At 41.2% G+C, this 21,937-nt stretch carries 20 protein-coding genes; 10 read left to right on the top strand and 10 right to left on the bottom strand.

Annotated elements, in window-relative coordinates; translation table 11 throughout:
* Window positions 1-46: 46 nt before the first annotated feature.
* From ESA94_RS16750 to ESA94_RS16760, 3 genes are all read right to left on the bottom strand, one after another.
* Complete coding sequence (locus ESA94_RS16750; RefSeq protein ID WP_449405346.1) at window positions 47-442, bottom strand: HYC_CC_PP family protein; 396 nt, start codon at window positions 440-442, stop codon at window positions 47-49.
* A gap of 46 nt (window positions 443-488) precedes the next feature.
* A complete protein-coding gene (locus ESA94_RS16755) occupies window positions 489-2,492 on the bottom strand; it encodes a putative porin (protein WP_129132097.1) in 2,004 nt (667 codons plus the stop codon).
* A gap of 70 nt (window positions 2,493-2,562) precedes the next feature.
* On the bottom strand, window positions 2,563-3,384 hold the full coding sequence (locus ESA94_RS16760) for a purine-nucleoside phosphorylase (RefSeq protein ID WP_129132098.1): 822 nt from the start codon (window positions 3,382-3,384) through the stop codon (window positions 2,563-2,565).
* A 253-nt stretch (window positions 3,385-3,637) separates the two neighbouring features.
* On the opposite strand from ESA94_RS16760, the gene sucC reads away from it, so the two are divergent.
* From sucC to ESA94_RS16780, 4 genes are all read left to right on the top strand, one after another.
* Window positions 3,638-4,849 carry an ADP-forming succinate--CoA ligase subunit beta gene (gene sucC / locus ESA94_RS16765; protein WP_129132099.1) on the top strand — a complete coding sequence of 404 codons (1,212 nt, stop codon included), beginning with the start codon at window positions 3,638-3,640 and terminating at the stop codon, window positions 4,847-4,849.
* Between the two features lie 147 nt (window positions 4,850-4,996).
* On the top strand, window positions 4,997-5,614 hold the full coding sequence (locus tag ESA94_RS16770; RefSeq protein ID WP_129132100.1) for a porin family protein: 618 nt from the start codon (window positions 4,997-4,999) through the stop codon (window positions 5,612-5,614).
* Window positions 5,615-5,786: 172 nt separating this feature from the next.
* Complete coding sequence (locus ESA94_RS16775; RefSeq protein WP_129132101.1) at window positions 5,787-6,275, top strand: GNAT family N-acetyltransferase; 489 nt, start codon at window positions 5,787-5,789, stop codon at window positions 6,273-6,275.
* Window positions 6,276-6,349: 74 nt separating this feature from the next.
* On the top strand, window positions 6,350-7,000 hold the full coding sequence (locus ESA94_RS16780) for a hypothetical protein (protein ID WP_129132102.1): 651 nt from the start codon (window positions 6,350-6,352) through the stop codon (window positions 6,998-7,000).
* A 72-nt stretch (window positions 7,001-7,072) separates the two neighbouring features.
* Here ESA94_RS16780 and ESA94_RS16785 read toward each other — a convergent pair whose 3' ends face one another.
* The 5 genes from ESA94_RS16785 to ESA94_RS16805 are packed head-to-tail and all read right to left on the bottom strand — an operon-like array spanning window position 7,073 to window position 9,156.
* Window positions 7,073-7,696 (bottom strand): SprT-like domain-containing protein, encoded by a 624-nt coding sequence (locus ESA94_RS16785; RefSeq protein WP_129132103.1) that lies wholly within the window; start codon window positions 7,694-7,696, stop codon window positions 7,073-7,075.
* Window positions 7,693-8,091 carry a hypothetical protein gene (locus ESA94_RS16790; protein WP_129132104.1) on the bottom strand — a complete coding sequence of 133 codons (399 nt, stop codon included), beginning with the start codon at window positions 8,089-8,091 and terminating at the stop codon, window positions 7,693-7,695. The genes ESA94_RS16785 and ESA94_RS16790 overlap by 4 nt, the downstream gene beginning before the upstream one ends.
* A complete protein-coding gene (locus tag ESA94_RS16795) occupies window positions 8,088-8,327 on the bottom strand; it encodes a hypothetical protein (RefSeq protein WP_129132105.1) in 240 nt (79 codons plus the stop codon). The genes ESA94_RS16790 and ESA94_RS16795 overlap by 4 nt, the downstream gene beginning before the upstream one ends.
* On the bottom strand, window positions 8,305-8,742 hold the full coding sequence (locus ESA94_RS16800) for a bactofilin family protein (RefSeq protein ID WP_129132106.1): 438 nt from the start codon (window positions 8,740-8,742) through the stop codon (window positions 8,305-8,307). The genes ESA94_RS16795 and ESA94_RS16800 overlap by 23 nt, the downstream gene beginning before the upstream one ends.
* A 12-nt stretch (window positions 8,743-8,754) precedes the next feature.
* Window positions 8,755-9,156, bottom strand: a complete 402-nt coding sequence (locus tag ESA94_RS16805) for a hypothetical protein (RefSeq protein WP_129132107.1) — start codon at window positions 9,154-9,156, stop codon at window positions 8,755-8,757.
* Between the two features lie 124 nt (window positions 9,157-9,280).
* On the opposite strand from ESA94_RS16805, the gene porW reads away from it, so the two are divergent.
* Window positions 9,281-12,346: a type IX secretion system periplasmic lipoprotein PorW/SprE gene (gene porW / locus ESA94_RS16810; protein WP_129132108.1), complete on the top strand. Its 3,066-nt coding sequence runs from the start codon at window positions 9,281-9,283 to the stop codon at window positions 12,344-12,346.
* An 85-nt stretch (window positions 12,347-12,431) separates the two neighbouring features.
* Window positions 12,432-14,804 (top strand): transglycosylase domain-containing protein, encoded by a 2,373-nt coding sequence (locus ESA94_RS16815; protein WP_129132109.1) that lies wholly within the window; start codon window positions 12,432-12,434, stop codon window positions 14,802-14,804.
* A gap of 33 nt (window positions 14,805-14,837) precedes the next feature.
* Here ESA94_RS16815 and ESA94_RS16820 read toward each other — a convergent pair whose 3' ends face one another.
* Complete coding sequence (locus ESA94_RS16820) at window positions 14,838-15,128, bottom strand: hypothetical protein (RefSeq protein ID WP_129132110.1); 291 nt, start codon at window positions 15,126-15,128, stop codon at window positions 14,838-14,840.
* Window positions 15,129-15,320: 192 nt separating this feature from the next.
* On the opposite strand from ESA94_RS16820, the gene glmS reads away from it, so the two are divergent.
* From glmS to ESA94_RS16840, 4 genes are all read left to right on the top strand, one after another.
* Window positions 15,321-17,156, top strand: coding sequence for a glutamine--fructose-6-phosphate transaminase (isomerizing) (glmS, locus tag ESA94_RS16825; RefSeq protein ID WP_129132111.1), 1,836 nt, complete (start codon window positions 15,321-15,323; stop codon window positions 17,154-17,156).
* A 136-nt stretch (window positions 17,157-17,292) separates the two neighbouring features.
* The gene (locus ESA94_RS16830) at window positions 17,293-19,425 is read left to right on the top strand and encodes a DUF4954 family protein (protein ID WP_129132112.1); all 2,133 of its coding nucleotides are present in this window, start codon (window positions 17,293-17,295) and stop codon (window positions 19,423-19,425) included.
* Between the two features lie 21 nt (window positions 19,426-19,446).
* Window positions 19,447-19,923, top strand: coding sequence for a DUF1493 family protein (locus ESA94_RS16835; RefSeq protein ID WP_129132113.1), 477 nt, complete (start codon window positions 19,447-19,449; stop codon window positions 19,921-19,923).
* Window positions 19,924-19,931: 8 nt separating this feature from the next.
* On the top strand, window positions 19,932-20,327 hold the full coding sequence (locus tag ESA94_RS16840; protein WP_129132114.1) for a DUF1801 domain-containing protein: 396 nt from the start codon (window positions 19,932-19,934) through the stop codon (window positions 20,325-20,327).
* A gap of 141 nt (window positions 20,328-20,468) precedes the next feature.
* Here the strand turns inward: ESA94_RS16840 and ESA94_RS16845 are convergent, their stop codons facing one another.
* Window positions 20,469-21,788 (bottom strand): citrate (Si)-synthase, eukaryotic, encoded by a 1,320-nt coding sequence (locus tag ESA94_RS16845; RefSeq protein ID WP_129132115.1) that lies wholly within the window; start codon window positions 21,786-21,788, stop codon window positions 20,469-20,471.
* Window positions 21,789-21,937: the final 149 nt, after the last annotated feature.

A 21,937-nucleotide genomic window follows, 5' to 3' on the forward strand; every position in this document is an offset into this window, starting at 1 on the left:
CATGCACTGTTATGCTAACAGCACAGCGGTTCGAAATCAATCTAAACTAAATACGAAAAGTGACAACAGCGAGATACAGCTTGTTAAGCGTATTCGGAGGTGGGGAATGATAAGAAGCAGACGGAACAGGAGATACGCCTTGTTCCGGATCGTTCAGTACAATCATTTTTTCCGGCAAAACAGCACTGATGCCGTCCAGTTCAAATGCAAAGGATGAAAGTTGGTGCGAATCGCTGAGCTTAACTTTTGTTACTTCATCCTTACAGCAATGGTTTTCTGTTTTAGCCATACCACATTTATCGCAGGCTCCATCGTTATGGTCTTGCTCGTGGCCAAATGTAACCGACGAAAACTTACCCATACAGTAATGCACATTCACCACCATACCGCTTGAAACGGTGAGGTAGAAAAAAGCCATTATCAGTATAACCAGTTTTTTCATCAATGTACAAAGATATATAAACTACGTAAAATGGACTGCTTCCGGATCAGTTAACAAAACCCCAATAAATACCAAAGCGCAGGAAATAACCCGGCGTTGGTTGCAGCGGCGTTGCCAGGTTGTTGTTCAAAAACCCGGTTGAACTCCCCACCTGGAAAGTGTTGAGGTTTTCAGCACGCAAAAACAAACTCAGACTGCGGATACGGAACTGCAGATAAGCAGCCACATCGGGCAGGTTGTTGATGGTTGTATCGTTTTGCAGAAAGAACTGACCAAGTATTGGCGAAAACCCATCGGCCTTATAAGGCGTGTGGTAACGGGCTTCAATACCTGTGCTGATATTAAGGCTGCGGAAAAATTTTCCTTCAAAAGCAAACCGGCTTCTTGCAAAAAGCAATGGCAAATTTACAGGCGCATTTCCTGTTGTTTGTTGCACATAGGCTTCTACATACCAGTTCCAGTGTTTGCCAAAGTGAAATTGTTTTTCTACCTGTAGCTGTAACAGGTTAAACAATGTAGCTTCCTGTTCGGCCTGCGTATAGTTTTTAAAATAAATATAGTTTGATGCAAGAAAATATTTTGCACCGAGCTTTAAAGCAAATTGCGGCAGTTCATACACTGCAGATGCAATGGTTGTATTTTCCTTTCCAAAATTGGTTGCACCAAGATTGAACTTTTTAAAATTGCTTCTGTCGTCGTGTATAAACGAAGGCGTGCGGTTTACGTTCTGGAAGCCGAGTGTTAAATATCCAAGTTTCTGCCCAATCAAGCGTTTTAATGAAGCCTGTACATTGTAATCGCCGCCATTAAAACCGGCTAAATAAAATGTACCTGCCAGCTCCATATCCCATTTTTTGTTACGGGTTTTGTTGCGGTATTCACCATTAAGAAAAATATTGGTGAAGCCGGGCTCGTTTGTTCCAAAATCGGCATTGAGTTGCTGATGCCCTGCAGCTGCTTTAAAAAACTGCAACGGATTTTTAATATCAGGGAAAGTATAGATGGCAGCTTCGTTGGTAAGTACCTGCCAGAAATCTTTTAAACCAAATGTTGATGGTAGATTGGTTAACCCGTACAGTTTCTGATAACCTTCTGCATCAACTCGTGTATCGTTAAACTGAAAAGTATAACGGCTTAACTGTGCAGTATGCTGAAAACGAAAACGTGGATAAAAAAGATAGTTTGTGGTGGAATCGTTCACGATAACAGAGTCTCTTTTCCCCAGATCGTAATGCTGACGAATTAAAAAATTGCTAACGGTATAACGATTGCCGGTATTGATAGTACTACTGAGCAAACCTGCCTGTACCGCATCTGTTCCTCCAAGATTGGTAGGAATACTGAAACGTTCACGGAAATAAGGCAGACTATCTAAAAACGCCGTGCTTTTAATACCGCCGTTTTCTGTTGCACCGATCTTGTTGTTGGCCGCTATAAAAAAGATGCTGTAACGTTTTTTAGGCGATGTGTACCAGGTATTAAAATTGAGATTGCTGTGATTGGTCTTTTGGTTACGGAAAATACCCGGTGCATTAATTAAACGGAAGTTGAACGCAAAGTTCCAGTTATAGCGGATGTTTTGTGTATGCAGCACGCCAATGCTCTGCTCCTGCTCTGCACCCAACACATAACTCAACTCGGTATAAGGTCTTGTAGTATTGTAAAACTTTGTTTCTTCAACTTTTTGTATGTATGCATCGTACGCATGCATGCCATGATCCCATCCCGGTTTCATATTGGGCGAAAACACTAAGGAACGTGATGCACTGCCGGTATTGCCGAGAAAAATATGCGTCCAGGGTAAATGCCAGCGTTTACTGAAATCGTTTACCGATGAATCGAGAATTGAAAAACGGGCTGTATCCAGATAACGGAACGCAATGGTTACCGAATCTTCCAGGCCGGTACGGTGTAACAACGAATCTTTAAATGGTCCGCTTGTGCTGCCACCACCGCCTCCGCTTGGTAAACGTTGCAACAAGTTCGGTCGTTGTGCCTGCACTGCTGTAACAGAAATAATAAACAGTAAAACAAAAAATATGCGGACCATATAAGAAAAACGGGCTGTTAAAGCCCGTGCAAAAATAGTTGAATTGAATTTGTGCTTTACTAAAAGCAACTTAAAGTTCAAGAATCAGCTGTTTAACAATTGCCGTCATTTTGGGTTCGGCTGCTTTGGCTGCTTCCAGCACCTCTTCGTGTGTAATCACATTTTCTTCTTCACGAATACCGATATCGGTAATTACACTCATTGCAAAAACCGGAATGCCCATATGTGCCGCAACAATTACTTCGGGTACCGTACTCATACCAACCGCATCGCCACCTAATGCGTGAATCATTTTGTATTCGCTGCGTGTTTCAAATGTAGGACCGGTTACTCCGCAGTATACGCCTTCTCTTACCTCAATATTCATCTTTGCAGCAATGTCTTTTGCTTTTTGAATGAACACTTTTTTATACGGCTCACTCATATCGGGGAAACGAGGGCCAAATTCATTTTCATTTTTACCTATCAGCGGATTTACCGTAAGCTGGCTGATGTGATCGTTGATGATCATCAGATCACCCACTTTAAACGAAGTATTTACGCCACCTGCAGCATTGCTGATAACCAACTGCTGCACACCAAGAAATTTCATTACACGAATAGGATACACCACTTCCTGTATTGAATAACCTTCGTAATAATGAAAACGACCGGCCATTACCACTACTTTTTTATTACCCAATGTTCCGAATACGAGTTTACCCTTGTGTCCTTCTACCGTTGATACCGGGAAATGTGGAATTTCGTTGTAGCTGATCTCTGCTTCGATCTGCAATTCATCGGTAAAATGTCCAAGCCCGCTGCCCAATACCACACCTGTTGTTGAAGCATCAGCATATTTACTGCGGATAAAGGCAACGGTTTCATTGATCTTGTTGAGTAATTCGCCCATCGTTTCAAAATTTTGTAAGGCGGCAAATATAAGCAAGAAGCTTTATGGTTTAAGGTTTAAGCTATAAGGAAGAGAAGCAGTTACAAGGAACAAGAAAAGCGCAAGGCACAAGAGTCAGGATTCACGAAAAAAATCAACTATAAACAAGCAAACTATAAACTACAAACAGTCGTTTTCCTTATGCCTGTTAGCTTATGTTTTTACGTTTTCTCCATTCGATTCTTCCTTATCTTCGCCAAAATTTTTTTTACGTATGAACCTCCACGAATATCAAGCGAAGGAATTATTGAAAAAATACAATGTTCCCGTGCAGGAAGGATTTGCCTGCAGTACTGTACATGAAGCTGAAGAAGCCTATCGTCAGATCAAGAACCAGAGCGGAAGCAGCTTTGCAGTTGTAAAGGCACAGATTCATGCAGGTGGCCGTGGTAAGGGTACTGTAAAAGAAACCGGTATCAACGGTGTTAAGGTTGCAAAGAACATCGATCAGATCACTGAGTTTGCAAAAGGTATTTTGGGTGGTACGTTGGTTACTATTCAAACAGGACCTGCAGGTAAAGTGGTAAACAAAATTCTTGTTGCACAGGATATGTATTACGATGGTCCCAGCGAACGCAAAGAATTTTACCTGTCAATTTTATTAGACCGTACAAAAAAACAAAACGTTATCATGTATTCTACCGAAGGTGGTATGAACATTGAAGACGTTGCACACGATACGCCTGAAAAGATTTTTAAAGAGTGGGTACACCCGGGTGGTCCGTTACAAGGTTTCCAGGCACGTAAAATTGCATTCAACCTCGGCTTAAGCGGTGAAGCATTTAAGAACTGTGTAAAGTTTGTAACCAATCTTTACAACGCATATGTTGGCCTGGATTGCGGTATGCTTGAAATTAACCCTTTGTTTAAAGCAGCTGATGACAAAGTAATTGCTGTTGACTGTAAAATGAACATTGATGATAACGCATTAATGCGTCATGCAGATGTTGCTGCAATGCGTGATACAACAGAAGAAGATCCTACAGAAGTTGAAGCAGGCAACCACAACCTCAACTTTATTAAGTTAGATGGTAACGTAGGTTGTATGGTAAACGGTGCAGGTTTGGCAATGGCTACAATGGATATGATCCAGTTGAGTGGTGGTCAGCCGGCAAACTTCCTCGACGTAGGTGGTACAGCCAATGCACAAACAGTTGAAGCAGGTTTCAAAATCATTTTAAAAGATCCGAACGTAAAAGCGATCCTCATCAACATCTTTGGTGGTATTGTTCGTTGCGATCGTGTTGCTGCAGGTGTAATTGAAGCGTACAAAACAATTGGCGATATCCCTGTTCCTATTATTGTTCGTTTACAGGGAACCAATGCCGAAGAAGCGAAAAAACTCATCGACGAAAGCGGATTGAAAGTTCAAAGCGCTATTCAGTTAAGCGAAGCTGCTGACCTGGTGAAGCAGGCTGTAGCGTAACTACCACAACAAAAATAAACTTCCCGAACGCCATACGATAATCGTATGGCGTTCGTTTTTTATTCTTGTATTTCTTTTAGCATATAACAAGCTGATGTGGCTGCATTTTTGAACCATGTACAGCCAATAACCATCAACCAAAATCGTATGACAACACAGATCCGTAAACAGTTTCTTTTTGTACTTTCTCTTTTTATTTGCTCTGCACTGGCTGCACAAGACCGTTTCGAAGTAGTGCATCATTACAAACCTTTTGAAGTAGAACTGAACGCCGGTTATGCCAGACCGCAAGGCAAGGGAGCTAAAGTTGGATTTCTGTTAGGTATGGAACCTCGTTATAACATTGTTGACCAGGTTGCAATTGGTTTACGCATGGAAGCAACAGCTATGGCACGTGGTTATGTTGGCGTAAACGGAACTACACCGAATGGTAATGGCGAAGCAGGCTTGGGTTTACATTTTACCCCTACTGTTGAATATTATTTTACAAACCGCCTTGTCCGTCCGTTCATTGGTTGCGGTGCAGGTGTTTATAATTTTATGAGTATTGAAGCCAACAGCGATAATGGCGGTACTATACAAATTCCCACCTCTACCCGCTTTGGTGGCTTTGCCCGTGCAGGTGTTGAAATATGGCATTTACGTGCAGGTTTTGAATACAACTTCGTTGGCAAGACCGATAACATCAACAACAACTACTTTGGTATTAAACTCGGTATTACACTGGGTGGTGGTTTGTTTGATGAATACAAAGGGGAATACTAAGCTTTGTCTGATTTAGGATTGCTGATGTTGGATTTAGTAGAATACGAACATGACAGAGCTATTGGGAATTTGGATTTAGGAATTGGAGGATTGGATTTTCTTCTTTGAATTTTGGATTTTAGATTTTCCTTCACCTTGTATCTTGTGCCTTCCCTACTGTACTTTTGCATTTATGTCTTCATCAGTAACCATCCGCAACATACAGCCAAACGATAATGCTGCATTAGCCATTATTGTCCGCAATTCGTTGGCAGAGTTTGGTGCCAACAAGCCGGGCACTGTATTCTTCGATCCAACAACCGATGCATTATACGAGCTGTTTCAAACTCCCGGCAGTGTTTATTTTATTGCTGAAGAAGAAAGCAAGTTATTAGGTGGCGGCGGTATTTTTCCAACCGAAGGTTTACCTGCGAAAACATGCGAGCTGGTAAAAATGTATTTACACAAAGATGCCCGTGGTAAAGGTTTAGGCAAACGCATGATCGAAGAATGTTTAAACTGGGCGAAAGCTAACGGCTACGAACAGGTGTACCTCGAAACCATGCCCGAATTAAAACAGGCATTGAAAGTATACGAACTCTTCGGCTTTGAATATTTAAACGGACCACTCGGTAACAGCGGCCATTTTGGATGCGACCGGTGGATGTTGAAGAAGTTGTGAACATGAGAAATGAGTGTGGCGCAAATCACGAACATTTTTTATATGGAAAGAGGATGTAATTGCATCCTTTTTTTATGTACAGAACGCTTCCCTTCTTATTAATGCTTTTGATTTCCTGCGCTCAAGGCAGAGAACAAAAAGGAATACAGCTTACTCCTGTTACAGTTAAGAAACAAAAAGAAGAAAAGAAAGACTACCTGACTGTACTTTCTGCTGCGAAATCTTTCAAACAAAAAAGTATTGATTCGGATAGCTTCGAAATCATATACGGTCGCTTTATTGTCGATTCGATTATTCCATTCTGGTACGGAACGAAGTGGAATTTTTATGGCAATACACAAGAGCCGCAAAAAGGCTCAATTGCCTGTGGCTATTTTGTTACAACAGTATTACGGGATGCAGGGCTACACATCAACCGGGTGAAGCTTGCGCAGGTTCCAAGTGAAGAAATGATCAAATCAATCTGCAACAGAAACAGCATAAAACGTTTTAGCAACACTGTAATGCCGGCATTTATAAACGAACTGCTTCAATCAGAAAACGGATTATACATTGTTGGCCTCGATTTTCATACAGGGTTTATCTATCACAATAACCGAGAACTTTATTTTATTCATGCATCTTATCAAATGCCTCAGGTTGTCATCAAACAAAATGCAACTGAATCTTCTATTCTTTCTTCATCAAAATATAAAGTGATCGGGAAAGTTAATCTGCAATTATAAATAGCAGCTGATACTATTATTCATCAGACGTGTGTTAGACGAAACCCACTCATCACTCATTATTCATCACTTTCATTCCATCACCAACATCACCTCATACACACCGCTGAACAAATACATAGCCTTACTCTTCACATCAACAGCTTTGTGTCGTTTACGCAACTTTTCTTTCTTTTGAAAAATACGTCCGTCTTTGGTTTTAAACAATTGATCGTGTTGCAATTCTTCCACCAGCACCACACCGTCTTTGCGTACATCATAGTTCCGCAGCACACGCATCAAATGTTCTTCGCCGCAACTGGTAGCCGATGGGTTCTGCAGCGATTTCATCAATGCTTTTTCAATATCGGAAGGAAAAATCTTCTTCAATAAAAACTGTGCAAGAATTTTTCCGTATTCATGTTTCCATTCTTTACCATGCGCTGCAATGCGGTTACCATAAAATTCAAAAGCAAGCAGGTGTGCAATTTCATGCAGCAACGTAACAAGAAAAGCATACTTGTTAAGATTGCCGTTTACACTGATGCGGTGATTCTTTTGATGGATTGCATGGCGGTAATCGCCGAGTATACTGTTACGTTCCCTTGTAATGGTTAAATGAATTTTGTACTGATGCAGGTATTCCAGCACAGGTTCAAGCGAGCCTTCCGGCACATAAGCCGATAATGCATGTAAGGGAACTTCCTTTTTGCTCATTCGCTTTTTCGCTGTTTCATCAGGCGGAAGATGGTCCGCACTTCAATAAAGGAATAGATAAAATATAAACCCATCGAAATATATACCGCAGGCCGGTTGAGTTTGGCAGCAGTTGATGCATAGATCAACACCGCTGCTGCAACCACAATCATTTTGATCATGAGCGACGCATATACTCCACGCAAAAACACCTGTGCATTGTTGTTTCGAAAACCTTTTATGTGAAAGAATAAAGAAACAATGGTAACAAAAAAAACCAGCAGGTTACCAACGATCAACACATCCTGGTTGATGCCATATTTTAACAGCAGATTTTTCCCCAACAGGAAAAAGCAGTTGAGTACAGCAAAAAAAGCAAGTAAGGGCAGGTAAAGTTTATTGGTTTGTGCATTCATTTCTTCTTCGATGTGTCTTTAACCACCTTTACCAGTAATCCCGTAATTACCAGCACAGGCAACACAAATGCAAATAAATGAAAATTCATGTTCAGCCAACCATCTGTTTTCAATCCAAGAAAAACAGCTATGCCCAGTGCAGCCATTAACTGAATGGCTAAACCTGAATACTCCAGCAGGTAAGCCGAAGTGCTTTTATATTTTTTGGGATCTTTATTGGTCGTTTGCTGCGGCATTTACCTGTTCTTTCGCAATATCAACCACGCTTGCCAATGGAGCTTTCGATACAGCTTCAGCACCCATATGGCATTCGCCGTTAAACGAAGCAGTAGCATCTACCTGTAACTGTCCGGCATAAATATTACCGTTGATCTGGCAGCTGCCTTTGAGGTATAACAGCTCGGTAACTTTAATAGTACCCGTAATTGCTCCTAATACATCGGCCTGTTGTGCAATTACATCGCCGGTAATTTTGCCCGAAGGACCAACTAATACTTTAGAAGAAGTGGTGAGGTTGCCCACCAATACACCATCAACACGAATATCGCCTTTACTGTTGATGTTGCCTTTAATTTCGGTGCCCTGCGCCACAATGGTGGCTACTCCTGTAGTGAACTCTTTTTCTGAGGAACTGGATTTACTGTTGAACATATGCGTTGGTTTTTATTGTGTCGATCGTTCTACTTCAGGTATTTTTAAGGTAGCGGTATCTAACACATTTGTCTTCACATCGCCCGACAAAACCTTTTTCAGGTTTTCAAGATACTGATCTTTATACAACATCGATTTTTCCAACGAATCGATTTTTGTTTTATAAAAGATCAATTCCTTACGCTGGCTTTGCGAACCATACCCCGGTAAATAATATTTGAGGTTGGTAAACGTAATAAGCGCCACCGTAAGCCCCACTAACAACACAAAAATGGTGCTAAGAGTAATATAAACGCTTAATCGGGATAACTTAAACGTCACCACTTCCTCGTAGGTATCATCATTCATCACCACCAGGCGGTAGCGGTTACGTAACCTTTTCAACGTACTTTCTGCATCAATTCGTTTTGCCATAGCGTAAATGAGGGCTAAATTTACTGTTTACCAAGGGTAAAAAAAGAATTTCTTCCCTATTTTACCCCGAATTAAAATATTTTTGACCGTATTGAGTTATTAAGAAAAACGAGTAAACGCCTGCATGCAGCCAATTCTTGTACCAAAATTCCGACTGTTCTTCATCTTTTTCCTGCTGGGCTGTTTCACCGCATCGGCACAACCCGATTTTACACTACCGCTGGTTAAACCCAAAAAGTACGAAAACAAAATACTGGGTTCGGAAAAAACCGATGATAAGAAGTTTACACTACCTCGTAAAATTTACCAAAGCACGGTAACGCACTACAATTTTTACTATAACGCTACCAATAAAATAAATGCTATTCTCGAGAGAGCTAAAGCAAGTCATCGGGACGATTATACCCAGCTGCTCCCCTTTTACAATTATTCAACCAATATTACAGCAGCAGATTCGGCCGAACTGGATTCGGTAATTTATAAAGCAACAGCCGGTATTGTTTTACACGATCTGCGCAACAGCTATATCGATGATATGTACCTGCTCATCGGCAAAAGTTATTTCTACTGGCAGAAATACGATTCGGCTTACCGCATTTTCCAGTTCATTAACTATAACTTTTTCCCGAAAGGAAAAGATGAATACATTATTGTAGTTGGTGCAAACGACCGCTCTACAAAAGGTGATCTCAATATTGCTACCAAAGAAAACAACAGCTTACTGCACCGTGCTTTTACGAAAGCTCCGAGCCGTAACGATGCATTGATCTGGCTTGCACGAACCTATGCCGAAGACAATCTCTTTCCGGAAACATACAGCCTGGTGAACCTGCTTAAAAAAGACCCTACTTTTCCAAAACGTTTGCATGGTCAGTTAAACGAAATTCAGGCTTACTCCTTTTATAAGCAGGAGCAATGGGATAGTACAGCTCATTATTTAAAGAACGCATTAACCGAAGCAACTGATAAAACAGAATTGGCCCGTTGGGAGTATTTGCTGGCACAGCTGTATGCAAAAACAAACCAGCCCGGCCTTGCATCGGAATATTTCAACAAATCAAAATCGCATACAACCGATCCGGTATTGTACATCCATGCACGCATTTACGAAGCACAATTAGTAAAGAAGGAAGGTGAAGCTGTAACAATGGATGAAACATTGGCCGACCTTTTAAAATTATCGAAGAAAGAAAGGTTTGATGGGTATGAAGATGTTTTGTTCTATGCTGCTGCTGGTGCAGCCTTGCAAAAAGGCGATACTGCACAGGCTATGAATCTGCTGAAACGTAGTGTAACCTATCAAACAGAAAACCCATCGGTAAAAAACCAGGCATTTGTAAAGTTATCGGAGCTGGCATATCATCGCAGAGATTATGTTCTTGCCTCTTCATCGCTCGACAGTGTAAACATGAGCGATCCTTCTCTTGTTGATAAAGCAGATCAACTGCAAACCAAACAGCAACTGTTGAAACAGTTGGTACAATTAATTACGGTGGTAAAACAACAAGACAGTTTACAAACTGTAGCGAAAATGCCGGAGAAAGAAATGGACAGCTATCTGCGTTCGCTTGCAAGAAAGCTGCGTAAAGAAAGAGGACTTAAAGAAGAAGTTGCCTATACCCCTGCAGTGTTTACCGGCAATCAGCAAGATGCAAGTGCTCCTTTATTTACAAGCACCGGCAGTGGTAACAGCTGGTATTTTTACAATGCTTCGCAGAAAGCAAAGGGTTTTAATGAATTCAAAGCAAAATGGGGTAACCGTCCGAACGTTGATAACTGGCGCAGACAAAGTGCTGTTGATGCAACAACAAGTTTTGCTGCTAATAATCCGCAAGCCGATGTAAAACCCGGCGATGAGAACAGTGTTGACCCCAACAATATTCCGGCAGATGAATTAAGTGTTGAAGGTTTAAAGAAACGTTTACCGCTTACCGAAGAACAGCTGCTTGCATCAAACAAAAAAATTGCAGAGTCGTTGTTTGAACAAGGGCAGATTTATAAAAATCAGCTGGAAGATTATGCGCAGGCTGCGGCTGTGTTTGAAGAACTGTGGAAACGTTTCGGCAATTACGAAAAAGAAGAAGAAGTGTTGTTTGAATTATTTTATTGCTACAATAAGCTGGGCGATAAACAACGGGCAGCCTTCTATCAACAGGAATTGAAAAAGAAATATCCCAATGGCGATCCTGTGCAGAAAATAACCGCTGCCAACAATCCTGTTAAGCCCGGTAAAGATCAAAAGACAATTGCATACGAAAACATTTACGATCTGTTTATTTCAGGTAAGTTCGATGAAGCAGTACAACAGAAAAAACTTGCCGACTCTATTTATGGCAGTTCTTACTGGACGCCGCAGTTACTTTATATCGAATCGTTGTATCACATCAAACAAAAAAACGACAGTGTTGCCATTGTAACGCTTACAAACCTCGAACGCAATTTCCCCGGTTCGCCAATGGCCGAAAAAGCAGCGATCATGAAAGATGTGGTAAGCCGCAGAGCTGAGATCGAAGACTATCTTACCCGTACAAATATTGTTCGCCAAACAGAAGACAGTGTTGTTATTCCGTTTGATGAAGGCCCAACTGTAAACAAAATTGTACAGGATAAAAAGCAACAGGATAATAAAATAGCAACCGGCAATCAGCCAACGCAAAACAACGCCAACATTACCCGCCCTGCAGCTCCGGTACAAAAAACCGAAGTTGAAAAAACAGATCGCAATAATGCCGGAAAAATTACCATTGCTCCCAAACCGGCAAAAGATACCACTACGTTAAAACCGATCAAGGAAGTTAAAGTTGAAACGGCATACATCTATAATTCAAACGAACCATATACGGTGTTGATCTATTTCGACCAGGTAGATCCTGTTTACATCAGCGAAGCAAAAAATGCATTTCAGCGATACAACAATTCTTCGCATGGCGGTGAAACAATCGGATTGAAAGTGAACGATACAGATAAAGAAACCTTCTGGATGGAAATGGGTATGTTCTCCGATGTTACCATTGCAATGGGTTATATGGACGAGTGGAAAAAAGGTGCCCGTCAGATCATTCCCTGGTTAGCCGAGGCGAAATATAATTTCATCGTTATATCTGAACGTAACCTCGAAATATTAAAAACGAGAAAGAGTATGGAAGAATATAAGCTCTTCCTGCGGCAGCACATCAAGGATAAATTTTAGGTTTTTTACGACAGCAGCACTCCCTTAATTGTTATAGATTTGTCTGGTACTGAATTTGCAATAATTCAGTTTTTAAAATTTGATTATGCGTACACCCATCAAATACCTCTGGCGTGCATTTTTTATCTGCATTGGCTTGTTTGTGGTAATTGTAGTTGGAGCCAACTTTGGTTTATTAGGTAAAATGCCTTCGCTGGAAGAACTCGAAAATCCTTCGGCTTCACTTGCAAGTGAGGTGATTGCTTCTGATGGAACCATGATGGGTAAGTTTTACCTCGAAGACCGCACCAATGTTGAATACAAAGATATTTCGCCCAACATTGTTAAAGCATTGATTGCTGCCGAAGATGAACGTTTTTACGATCACTCCGGTATCGATGGCCGTTCGTTGGCAAGAGCAGTTGTAAAACTCGGCAGCGATGGTGGTGGCAGTACCATTACGCAACAGCTGGCTTTAAACCTGTTTGGCGGCCGTGCAAAAAATAAAGTGCGTCGACTGTTTCAAAAAATTCAGGAATGGATCATTGCTGTTAAACTGGAACGCAATTTTACCAAAGATGAAATTGTTGCACTTTATCTTAATACTGTTGAGTACAGCGATAATGTGTTTGGCATCCGCAACGCATCCAAAACATTTTTTCAGAAAGAACCGGCATTGGTTACAGTTGATGAAGCTGCATTGCTGATTGGTATGGTGAATGCACCTTACGCATACAATCCCCGTTTATTTCCACCACGTGCTATGCAAAAACGGAATGCGGTTATCAACGATATGGTGCGGAACAAATTTGTTTCGGAAACTGATGGCGAATCGCTCAAAAGCAAACCCATCAACTTAAAATATAAAAAGCTCGATGAAAGTACAGGCCTTGCTCCCTACTTCCGTGATGTATTGCGGGACTTTATGAAGAAGTGGGCAAAAGAACATACCAAGCCAAACGGCGATAACTACAATATTTACAGAGATGGTTTAAAAATTTACACCACCATCAATCCACGTATGCAGCTGTATGCCGAAGAAGCAGTATCGAAGCATATGAGTGCACTGCAAAAAAACTACTGGACACTGCCATGGATCAAAACCAACAGCATCTGGAAAGGGCACGAAAAAATACTGGAGCGTGCCATGAAAGAAAGCGATCGTTGGCGAAAAATGGAACAGGCCGGTTCAAGTGAAGATGAAATTCGCAAAGCTTTCGAAACAAAAACAAAAATGAAAGTGTTTGCATGGAACGCCAAGCGTGAAACAGATACCACCATGACGCCGTTTGATTCCATTCGCTATCACCGTATGATCATTCAAACAGGTTTTATGGCAATGGATCCGTTTACAGGTGAAGTAAAAGCATGGGTTGGCGGTGTAAACTTTAAAAACTTTAAATACGATCACGTTAATCCAAACACCAAACGCCAGGTAGGTTCAACCTTTAAACCCATCCTGTATGCGTATGCTGTTGAAAATGGTTTTACACCTGAAACTCCGTTACCAAGTGGGCCAATCAATCTTGGCGGAAAAATTATTACCGGCAGCGGCGGTCCAATGGCTATCTGTCTGGCTTTTTCAAAAAACCCCGGTGCTGCCTATTTAATGAATCAGTTTGGAGTAAAACCTGTGATCACCTTTGCAAAAAGCACAGGTATCAAAAGCGAAATGCCTCCTTATCCGTCTATTGCATTAGGTGCTGCCGAAATAAGCGTGTTTGAAATGATGCAGGCCTATACCATGTTTCCAACAAACGGTATGACCACGCAACCCATCTTTATTACACGTATTGAAGATCGTAATGGCAACATCTTACAATCGTACGCACCCGAACAAAAAGTGGTGTTAAGCGAATCGGCTGCATTTACAATGGTAAAAATGATGCAGGGTGTAATCGACATCGGTACAGGTCGTCGTTTACGTGGAATGGGTTTAACCGGAGAGATTGCAGGTAAAACAGGAACGACGAATGATAATACCGATACCTGGTTTATCGGTTATACGCCACAGTTACTGGCAGGCGGTTGGGTTGGTTGCGATGATCCTTTCCTGAAAATGGTGGGCGAAGGTAACCGTACTGCATTACCCATCTGGGGTTACTTTATGGATCGTGTACAAAGCGATAGAACATTGGCCATTTCAAGAGATGCAAAATTTGTACAACCTGAAAGTATGAAGGTGGAAACCTTTATGGACTTTGAAAATTTTGCAGACAAATACCGTAACGAACCTGATGCTGAAAATCCTGATGCAGGCAATGGCACATCATCCGATTATAACGATCTGCAATTAACGCCCGACCCAACACTCGGACCGGAATCGCAGATAAACGAAGAAAACAAAGTATTGCAGGAAGCAAAAAAACAGGACGATAAAAAACAGGATCCGAAGAAAGAAACAACTACCGATAAAAATCAAAAAGCCGCCGATACTACAAAGAAAAAATGGTGGCCCTTCCGCAAAAAGAATAATTGATAAAAAAATGCCCCGCTTATGCGGGGCATTTTTTTATGATAATGATGTACTCCAGGCCAGTTTATAAATACCATCTGTACCTTTTACACAGGTAAACAAAAAGCTGGTGATAAACGGAACATTGAACTGTTCTGTTTCATTGTTAAGTAAAATTGTTCCGCTGAGATAAATAGTGGAAGAAGATGTTTCCAACGCTTCGCTGTCGACGGGTACACGCTGTAAACCAAAGCCAAGATCGTAACGGCGGTAAGCCAGTTGTTCAACAAGGTTTTCTAACAGTTCCGGACTGTCGAGTGTAGCGGCAATGTGAATGTTGTTGTTCATGATCCTTTCTTTTTAGCAGATCAACCAAACGCCTCAATTGTTACCTTTCTTCACGTATATGATGCAGCAACCGCTTATTCGATTAATAAAGAAATGTGAAAGCTGTAAAAAGCTGCTTTATCCTTTAGGAAATTTATCCCCCTTCCATATTGATATTTTTGCATCTTTGCATTAAACAAACTACTGATTATCATGTGTGGAATCGTTGGCTATATAGGGTCAAAGGAAGCCTATCCTATTGTATTAAAAGGATTGAAACGACTGGAATACCGGGGCTACGACAGTGCCGGTGTGGCCTTGCTGAACCAAGGTTTAAAGGTTTATAAAAAGAAAGGCAAGGTTGCGCAACTCGAAGAAGAAGCAATTGGAAAAAATTTACAATCCCACATCGGTATTGGCCATACTCGTTGGGCTACACATGGCGAACCCAGCGACCGTAATGCGCACCCTCATCAATCGAAAAGTGGTAAACTGGCAATGATCCACAACGGCATCATTGAAAACTATGTATCCATTAAAAATGAATTGCTGAAAAAAGGTTACAGCTTTAAAAGCGATACCGATACAGAAGTACTCCTCAATTTTATTGAAGACATCAAAACAAATAACGAATGCTCGCTCGAAGAAGCAGTGCGTATTGCATTACGCCGTGTTGTTGGGGCTTATGTTATTCTGCTGATTGATGAAGACAATCCAGATACCATTATTGCAGCACGTAAAGGCAGTCCGTTGGTGATTGGTATTGGTAAGAACGAACATTTTCTTGCCAGCGATGCTTCACCAATTATTGAATACACAAAAGAAGTAGTGTATGTAAACGATTACGAACTGGCCATTGTAAAAGCCGATGAACTGATCCTTAAAAATCTCGGTAATGAAAAGATCACCCCGTACATTCAAAAGCTCGATCTGGAGCTTGCGGCTATTGAGAAAGGCGGTTACGATCATTTTATGATCAAAGAGATCAACGAGCAACCACATACCATTGAAGATTGTTTGCGTGGTCGTTTAGATGCACAAAACGGTCGTATTACAATGGCCGGTGTGGAGAATAATATTGAACAGCTGAAAAATGCACAACGCATAGTAATGATCGCCTGTGGTACCAGCTGGCATGCAGGATTAGTTGCTGAATACATTTTTGAAGAGCTCTGCCGTATTCCTGTTGAAGTGGAGTATGCATCGGAGTTCCGTTACCGTAATCCTGTTATCAACAAAGGCGATGTAATTGTTGCTATTTCGCAAAGTGGCGAAACAGCCGATACCATTGTTGCCATTGATAAAGCAAAAGAACAAGGTGCATTTATTTTTGGTGTAGTGAATGTAGTGGGTAGTTCCATTGCACGTTTATCACATGCAGGTGCATACACACATGCGGGACCTGAAATTGGTGTAGCCAGTACAAAAGCATTCACGGCACAGTTGGCAGTATTAACAATGGTGGCCTTAAAGATCGCTATTGAAAAAGGCACCATTACACACGACCGTTACATGCATTTGTTAAACGAACTGCATGCAGTACCGGAAAAAGTAAAAACCTTACTTGAAAAAGCAGAAGATGTAAAAGCAATTGGCTTGAAGTATAAAGATGCAAGCGACTTCTTATACCTTGGCCGTGGTTATAATTTCCCTGTAGCATTGGAAGGAGCACTGAAGCTGAAAGAGATCTCCTACATCCATGCAGAAGGTTATCCTGCTGCAGAAATGAAGCATGGACCAATTGCATTGGTTGATGAAAAACTACCTGTTGTCTTTGTTGCAACAAAAGATGCGTACTACGAAAAAGTAGTGAGCAATATCCAGGAAATTAAAGCACGCAAGGGACAGGTAATTGCAGTGGTTACAGACAATGATGAAGTGATTCCAACCATGAGTAACGATATTATGTTTGTACCCGAAGCCGATGAAATTGTGGCACCAATGCTGAGTGTAATTCCGTTACAACTGCTCTCCTACTATATTGGTGTAGCCAAAGGTTTTGATGTTGACAAACCGAGAAATCTTGCAAAGAGTGTAACGGTGGAATAGTTTAATGAAGTTTATGGTTTGTAGTTTTTTGTTTATAGTTATGTAACTACTCTGCATAACATGAACAAACTGCATTTATTCAGATTAATTGAACCTAAATAACCATAAACTACAAACCACAAACTAAAAACTGGAAATGAATCCCATCAATAAACAACCTATCTCCGGCATTGGTTACGATTTTATTCCGAAGCAGTTTCTGCCAAAGGGAAAAGATGAGTACTACCTGCGCAATAAACAAAACCGCAGCGGTATTAACTACCGTAAACTCTCAGCACTTGAAATTGAAGTGCTGGTGCGTAACCGTAATACTTCCGACAACTGGAATAATATACTGGTATCAGATGCATTCAATCCGGAGTTGGTAAAGAACTGTAAGTTTTTTGGCTTGGTGCGTATTGGTAAACTGGAGCCTTACTATCTCGAGTTTCATTCGGTGAAGTTGCAGGTGGGTTTATATAACAGCACCATCATCAGTTGCGATTTTGGCGACAATGTTGTCATCGACAATGTGCATTATCTCTCCCATTACATCATTGGCAACGAAGTGATCATTACCAATGTGCATGAAATGGGCACTACCAACTATGCCAAGTTTGGTAATGGTATTTTAAAGCAGGGCGAAGAAGAAAAGATCCGCATCTGGCTGGAAGTGTGCAATGAAAATGCAGGTCGAAAAATCATTCCCTTCAATGGGATGTTGCCCGGCGATGCCTGGCTGTGGAGCCGCAACAGGGATAATGAGCAACTGCAAGAGAAGTTGAAAGAATTCACCGAAAATAAGTTTGATAAGCTGCGTGGCTACTATGGTAAAGTGGGTGATCGTACAGTGATTAAAAGCTGCGATATCATCAAGGATGTATGGATAGGTAGTGATGCTTATTTGAAAGGCGCCAACAAACTGAAAAACCTTACCATCAATTCATCGCCACAAGCAAGCTCACAGATTGGTGAAGGTTGCGAACTGGTGAACGGAATTATTGGCGAAGGTTGCCGTATTTTCTATGGTGTAAAAGCCGTACGTTTTTACATGGCATCGCATTCGCAGTTGAAATATGGTGCACGGCTCATCAACTCTTATCTCGGCAACAATGCAACCATCTCCTGCTGCGAAGTTTTGAACTCACTCATCTTTCCGGCGCATGAACAACATCATAACAACTCGTTCTTGTGTGCAGCAACCGTAATGGGACAAAGCAATATTGCTGCAGGTGCAACGCTGGGCAGTAATCACAACAGTCGCAGTGCCGATGGTGAAATGATTGCCGGCCGTGGTTTCTGGCCGGGCTTGTGTGTAAGCATTAAACACAACTCACGCTTTGCTTCTTATACCTTATTAGCAAAAGGTGATTATCCTGCAGAACTGAATATTCCTTTTCCGTTTTCATTGGTGAGTAACGACACAGCCAACGATCAATTGGTTGTAATGCCCGGCTATTGGTTTATGTACAACATGTATGCACTTGCACGCAACGCATGGAAATATATTGACCGTGATAAACGCACCGACAAAACACAACATCTCGAATACGATTTTTTTGCACCCGACAGCATGAACGAAGTAATGCATGCGTTGCAACTGATGGAACAATATGCAGGCAAGAAAGCATTGACAGAGAATATTGATACGGTAGAAATTCCTGCAGGCATTTTTGAAAACAGCAAACGAAAAATTGTAGTGCTGAAGACTTCAAAAAGTTATCATGCATTTAAAGAGCTGATCATTTACTACGCAGTTGAACAACTGTTACAGTTTGCAGCAACAGTAAACTATAAAACAGCCGATGAGTTGTTTTCACAATTGCCCAAGAAACAAAAACGCAGCGAATGGGTGAATGTGGGCGGACAGTTAATTCCTGTAGCAGAATTGAATCAGCTGAAACAGAAAATTGTTGCAGGCAAAATAAAAAGCTGGGATGCGGTACATGCATTTTATGCAGCACAGGCAAAACAATATCCACAACAAAAATTACAGCATGCATTAAGCTGTTTGTTTGAATTAACCGGCACAACAAAACTCACAAAAGAAACATACAGCAGTTATCTGCAAAGTTATCTTGCTACCAAAATATGGATGGTGGAAGGCATTGCCTCATCAAGAGAAAAAGATTACAGCAGCCTCTTCCGCAAAATGATGTACGAAACAGAAGCCGAACTGGAAGCTGTTACGGGTAAGCTGAAAGAAAACAGTTTTATACTTCAACAGCAGGAAGAGTTGAAAAAAACAAAAGCTGTTGTTCAAAAAATGATTAAACTGAGCAGACTGTAAATTTTACAATTTTTGTAACACATGATTTCTACTAATACGATAATTTACTGTGACTTTAAAACATTACGACATTCATACCTAGAAGTAAAGACTTTTTTAGAAAATGAAATTGGGGTTAAAGTACCCTCACTAAAAACAAAAATAGATAGAGACTTAGGTTGTGCAGGAGATGATAATTATGAATTACTTGAAAAATTTATCATTACATATAATCTTAATTCATCTGGTTTTGACTACTCCAAACACTTCCTTTCTGAAGGCGAATTGTTTGGATCTACATCTGCATTGATAACACTCGTCTCAATTCCGATTTCACTTTTGCTTTGGGCAATAAAAATCTTAACCTTCGGCAAAATAAATCTGGATAAACTTCAACTATTTTCTGAGTCAGAAAGACAACCCATGGATATGACTTTTGGTGATTTGCTGACTTGGTATTTAGTTGGCAAGTATTGTCTGAGAGAAGATACTACATTTATCATTAAAGATGATCGCTAAATTAACTCATGAACCGCCTCGTTGATGAATACATCGAAAGCCTGCCCGATGAAAAAAGAGCAATTGCAGAACAGCTTCGTGAAATGATTCTCACATTGATTCCGCATGTGCAGGAAAAACTCAGCTTTAAAATCCCCTTCTATCATTATCATGGCATGTTCTGTTACCTCAACGAAGTAAAGGACGGGATTGATCTTGGTTTATGCCGTGGTAAAGATCTGGTTGATGTATTACCACAACTGGAACAAGGCAAACGGGTAATGGTAGCATCTGTCATCATCCGCAGCAAAAAAGAAATTCAAACCAAACAAATTGAAGAAGTACTACTTACTGCAGCTAACTGGCAGGAAGAAGCAAAGCGGTTGAAGATTTCGATGATTAATGCAAAGAAAAAAAAAGTATAACAGAACTGTCATCCTGATGTACGAAGAATCTATCGGCATTTGTACGAAAGATGTACAGATCCCTCATTCTTCGGGATGACAGGAACATCAACAAAAAAGCCGCTTCGTACGAAGCGGCTTTACTTATTTTATCAAGTGAAATTAATCGCCCCAGATATTATCCTTTCCGTCGAGCCACTGTTTCACCAATTTAGTTGTTACTGATTTTGGACGCTCTAACGGGAAGCCCAATGCTCTGTCCCAGATCAAGCTCGCCATTACACCTAATGCACGGCTTACAGCAAATAAGACCGTGTAATATTCATATTCCACCATACCGTAGTGAACCAGTAATGCACCACTGTGCGAATCAACATTCGGCCACGGATTTTTTACTTTACCGAGTGATTGCAAGATCGGTGGCACCACTTCATAAATATTCCAAACGGTGTTCACCAGTTTATCATCGGGCATATGCTTTTTACCAAACTCCATTTGTGCGGTAAAGCGTGGATCGGTTTTGCGTAATACCGCATGACCATAACCCGGCACCACTTTACCTTCTTCCAATGTTTTCTTTACGTAGTCTGCGATCTGTACTTTGTCAGGCGCATCGGTACCCAAAGCTTCCTGCATTTCGAAGATCCACTTAATTACTTCCTGGTTAGCTAAACCGTGTAACGGACCAGCCAAACCATTCATGCCTGCGGCATACGCTAAATAAGGATCGCTCAATGCAGAACCAACAAGGTGTGTTGTATGTGCCGATACATTACCACCTTCATGATCGGCATGAATGGTCATGTACAAACGCATCAGTTCCATAAAACCTTTGTCTTCGTAACCGAGCATATGTGCAAGGTTACCCGACCAGTCGAGCAAACCATTCGGATGAATATGTTCGTTGTTTTTATATTTTCTGCGGTAGATGTATGCAGCAACACGTGGCAAACGTGCAATCAACGTCATTGCATCATCATAAACCGGATCCCAGTAATCTTTTTTATTAATGCCTTCGCCGTATTGTTTAGCAAATGTGCTTTCGGTTTGTAAGGCCATTACACCCACCACAAACATCGTCATCGGGTGTGTATGCAAGGGCAATGCATCGATAGCATCAAACACATGATTCGGTACATGGCTGCGACGCATCCAGTTGTCGGTAACCGATTCTGCCATTTCAGCATCGGGTAAATCGCCGGTAAGCATCAGGTAAAACAAACCTTCGGGTAAAGGCTGCTCGCCACCATCAGGGAACTTGGGAAGCTTTTGTTGTAATTCAGGAATTGAGTAACCACGAAAACGAATACCCTCCTGCGAATCGAGCAAAGATGTTTCGGTAACCAAACCGGTAATACCACGCATACCCTGATAGATTTGTGAAAGTGTTACTTCGCCAGCTACTTTGTTTCCGTGTTCCTTCAGTATATTCTTTATTTCGGCACTCGCCGCATCCGCCTTCTCTTTAAACCGTTCTTTCATGTGTGTATTCGTTGTGGTTTTAATGGAACACATGTATAACCAAACCTTCTGCAATGCCCGGCTAAGAACCAATCGATCCGGGTTGCTGCAAAATGAACTCCAGAATGGTTATTTCATATCCCTGTTTACTGTTTAAGTTTGTTTATATT

Source organism: Lacibacter luteus (assembly GCF_004118265.1).
GTDB classification, from domain to species: domain Bacteria; phylum Bacteroidota; class Bacteroidia; order Chitinophagales; family Chitinophagaceae; genus Lacibacter; species Lacibacter luteus.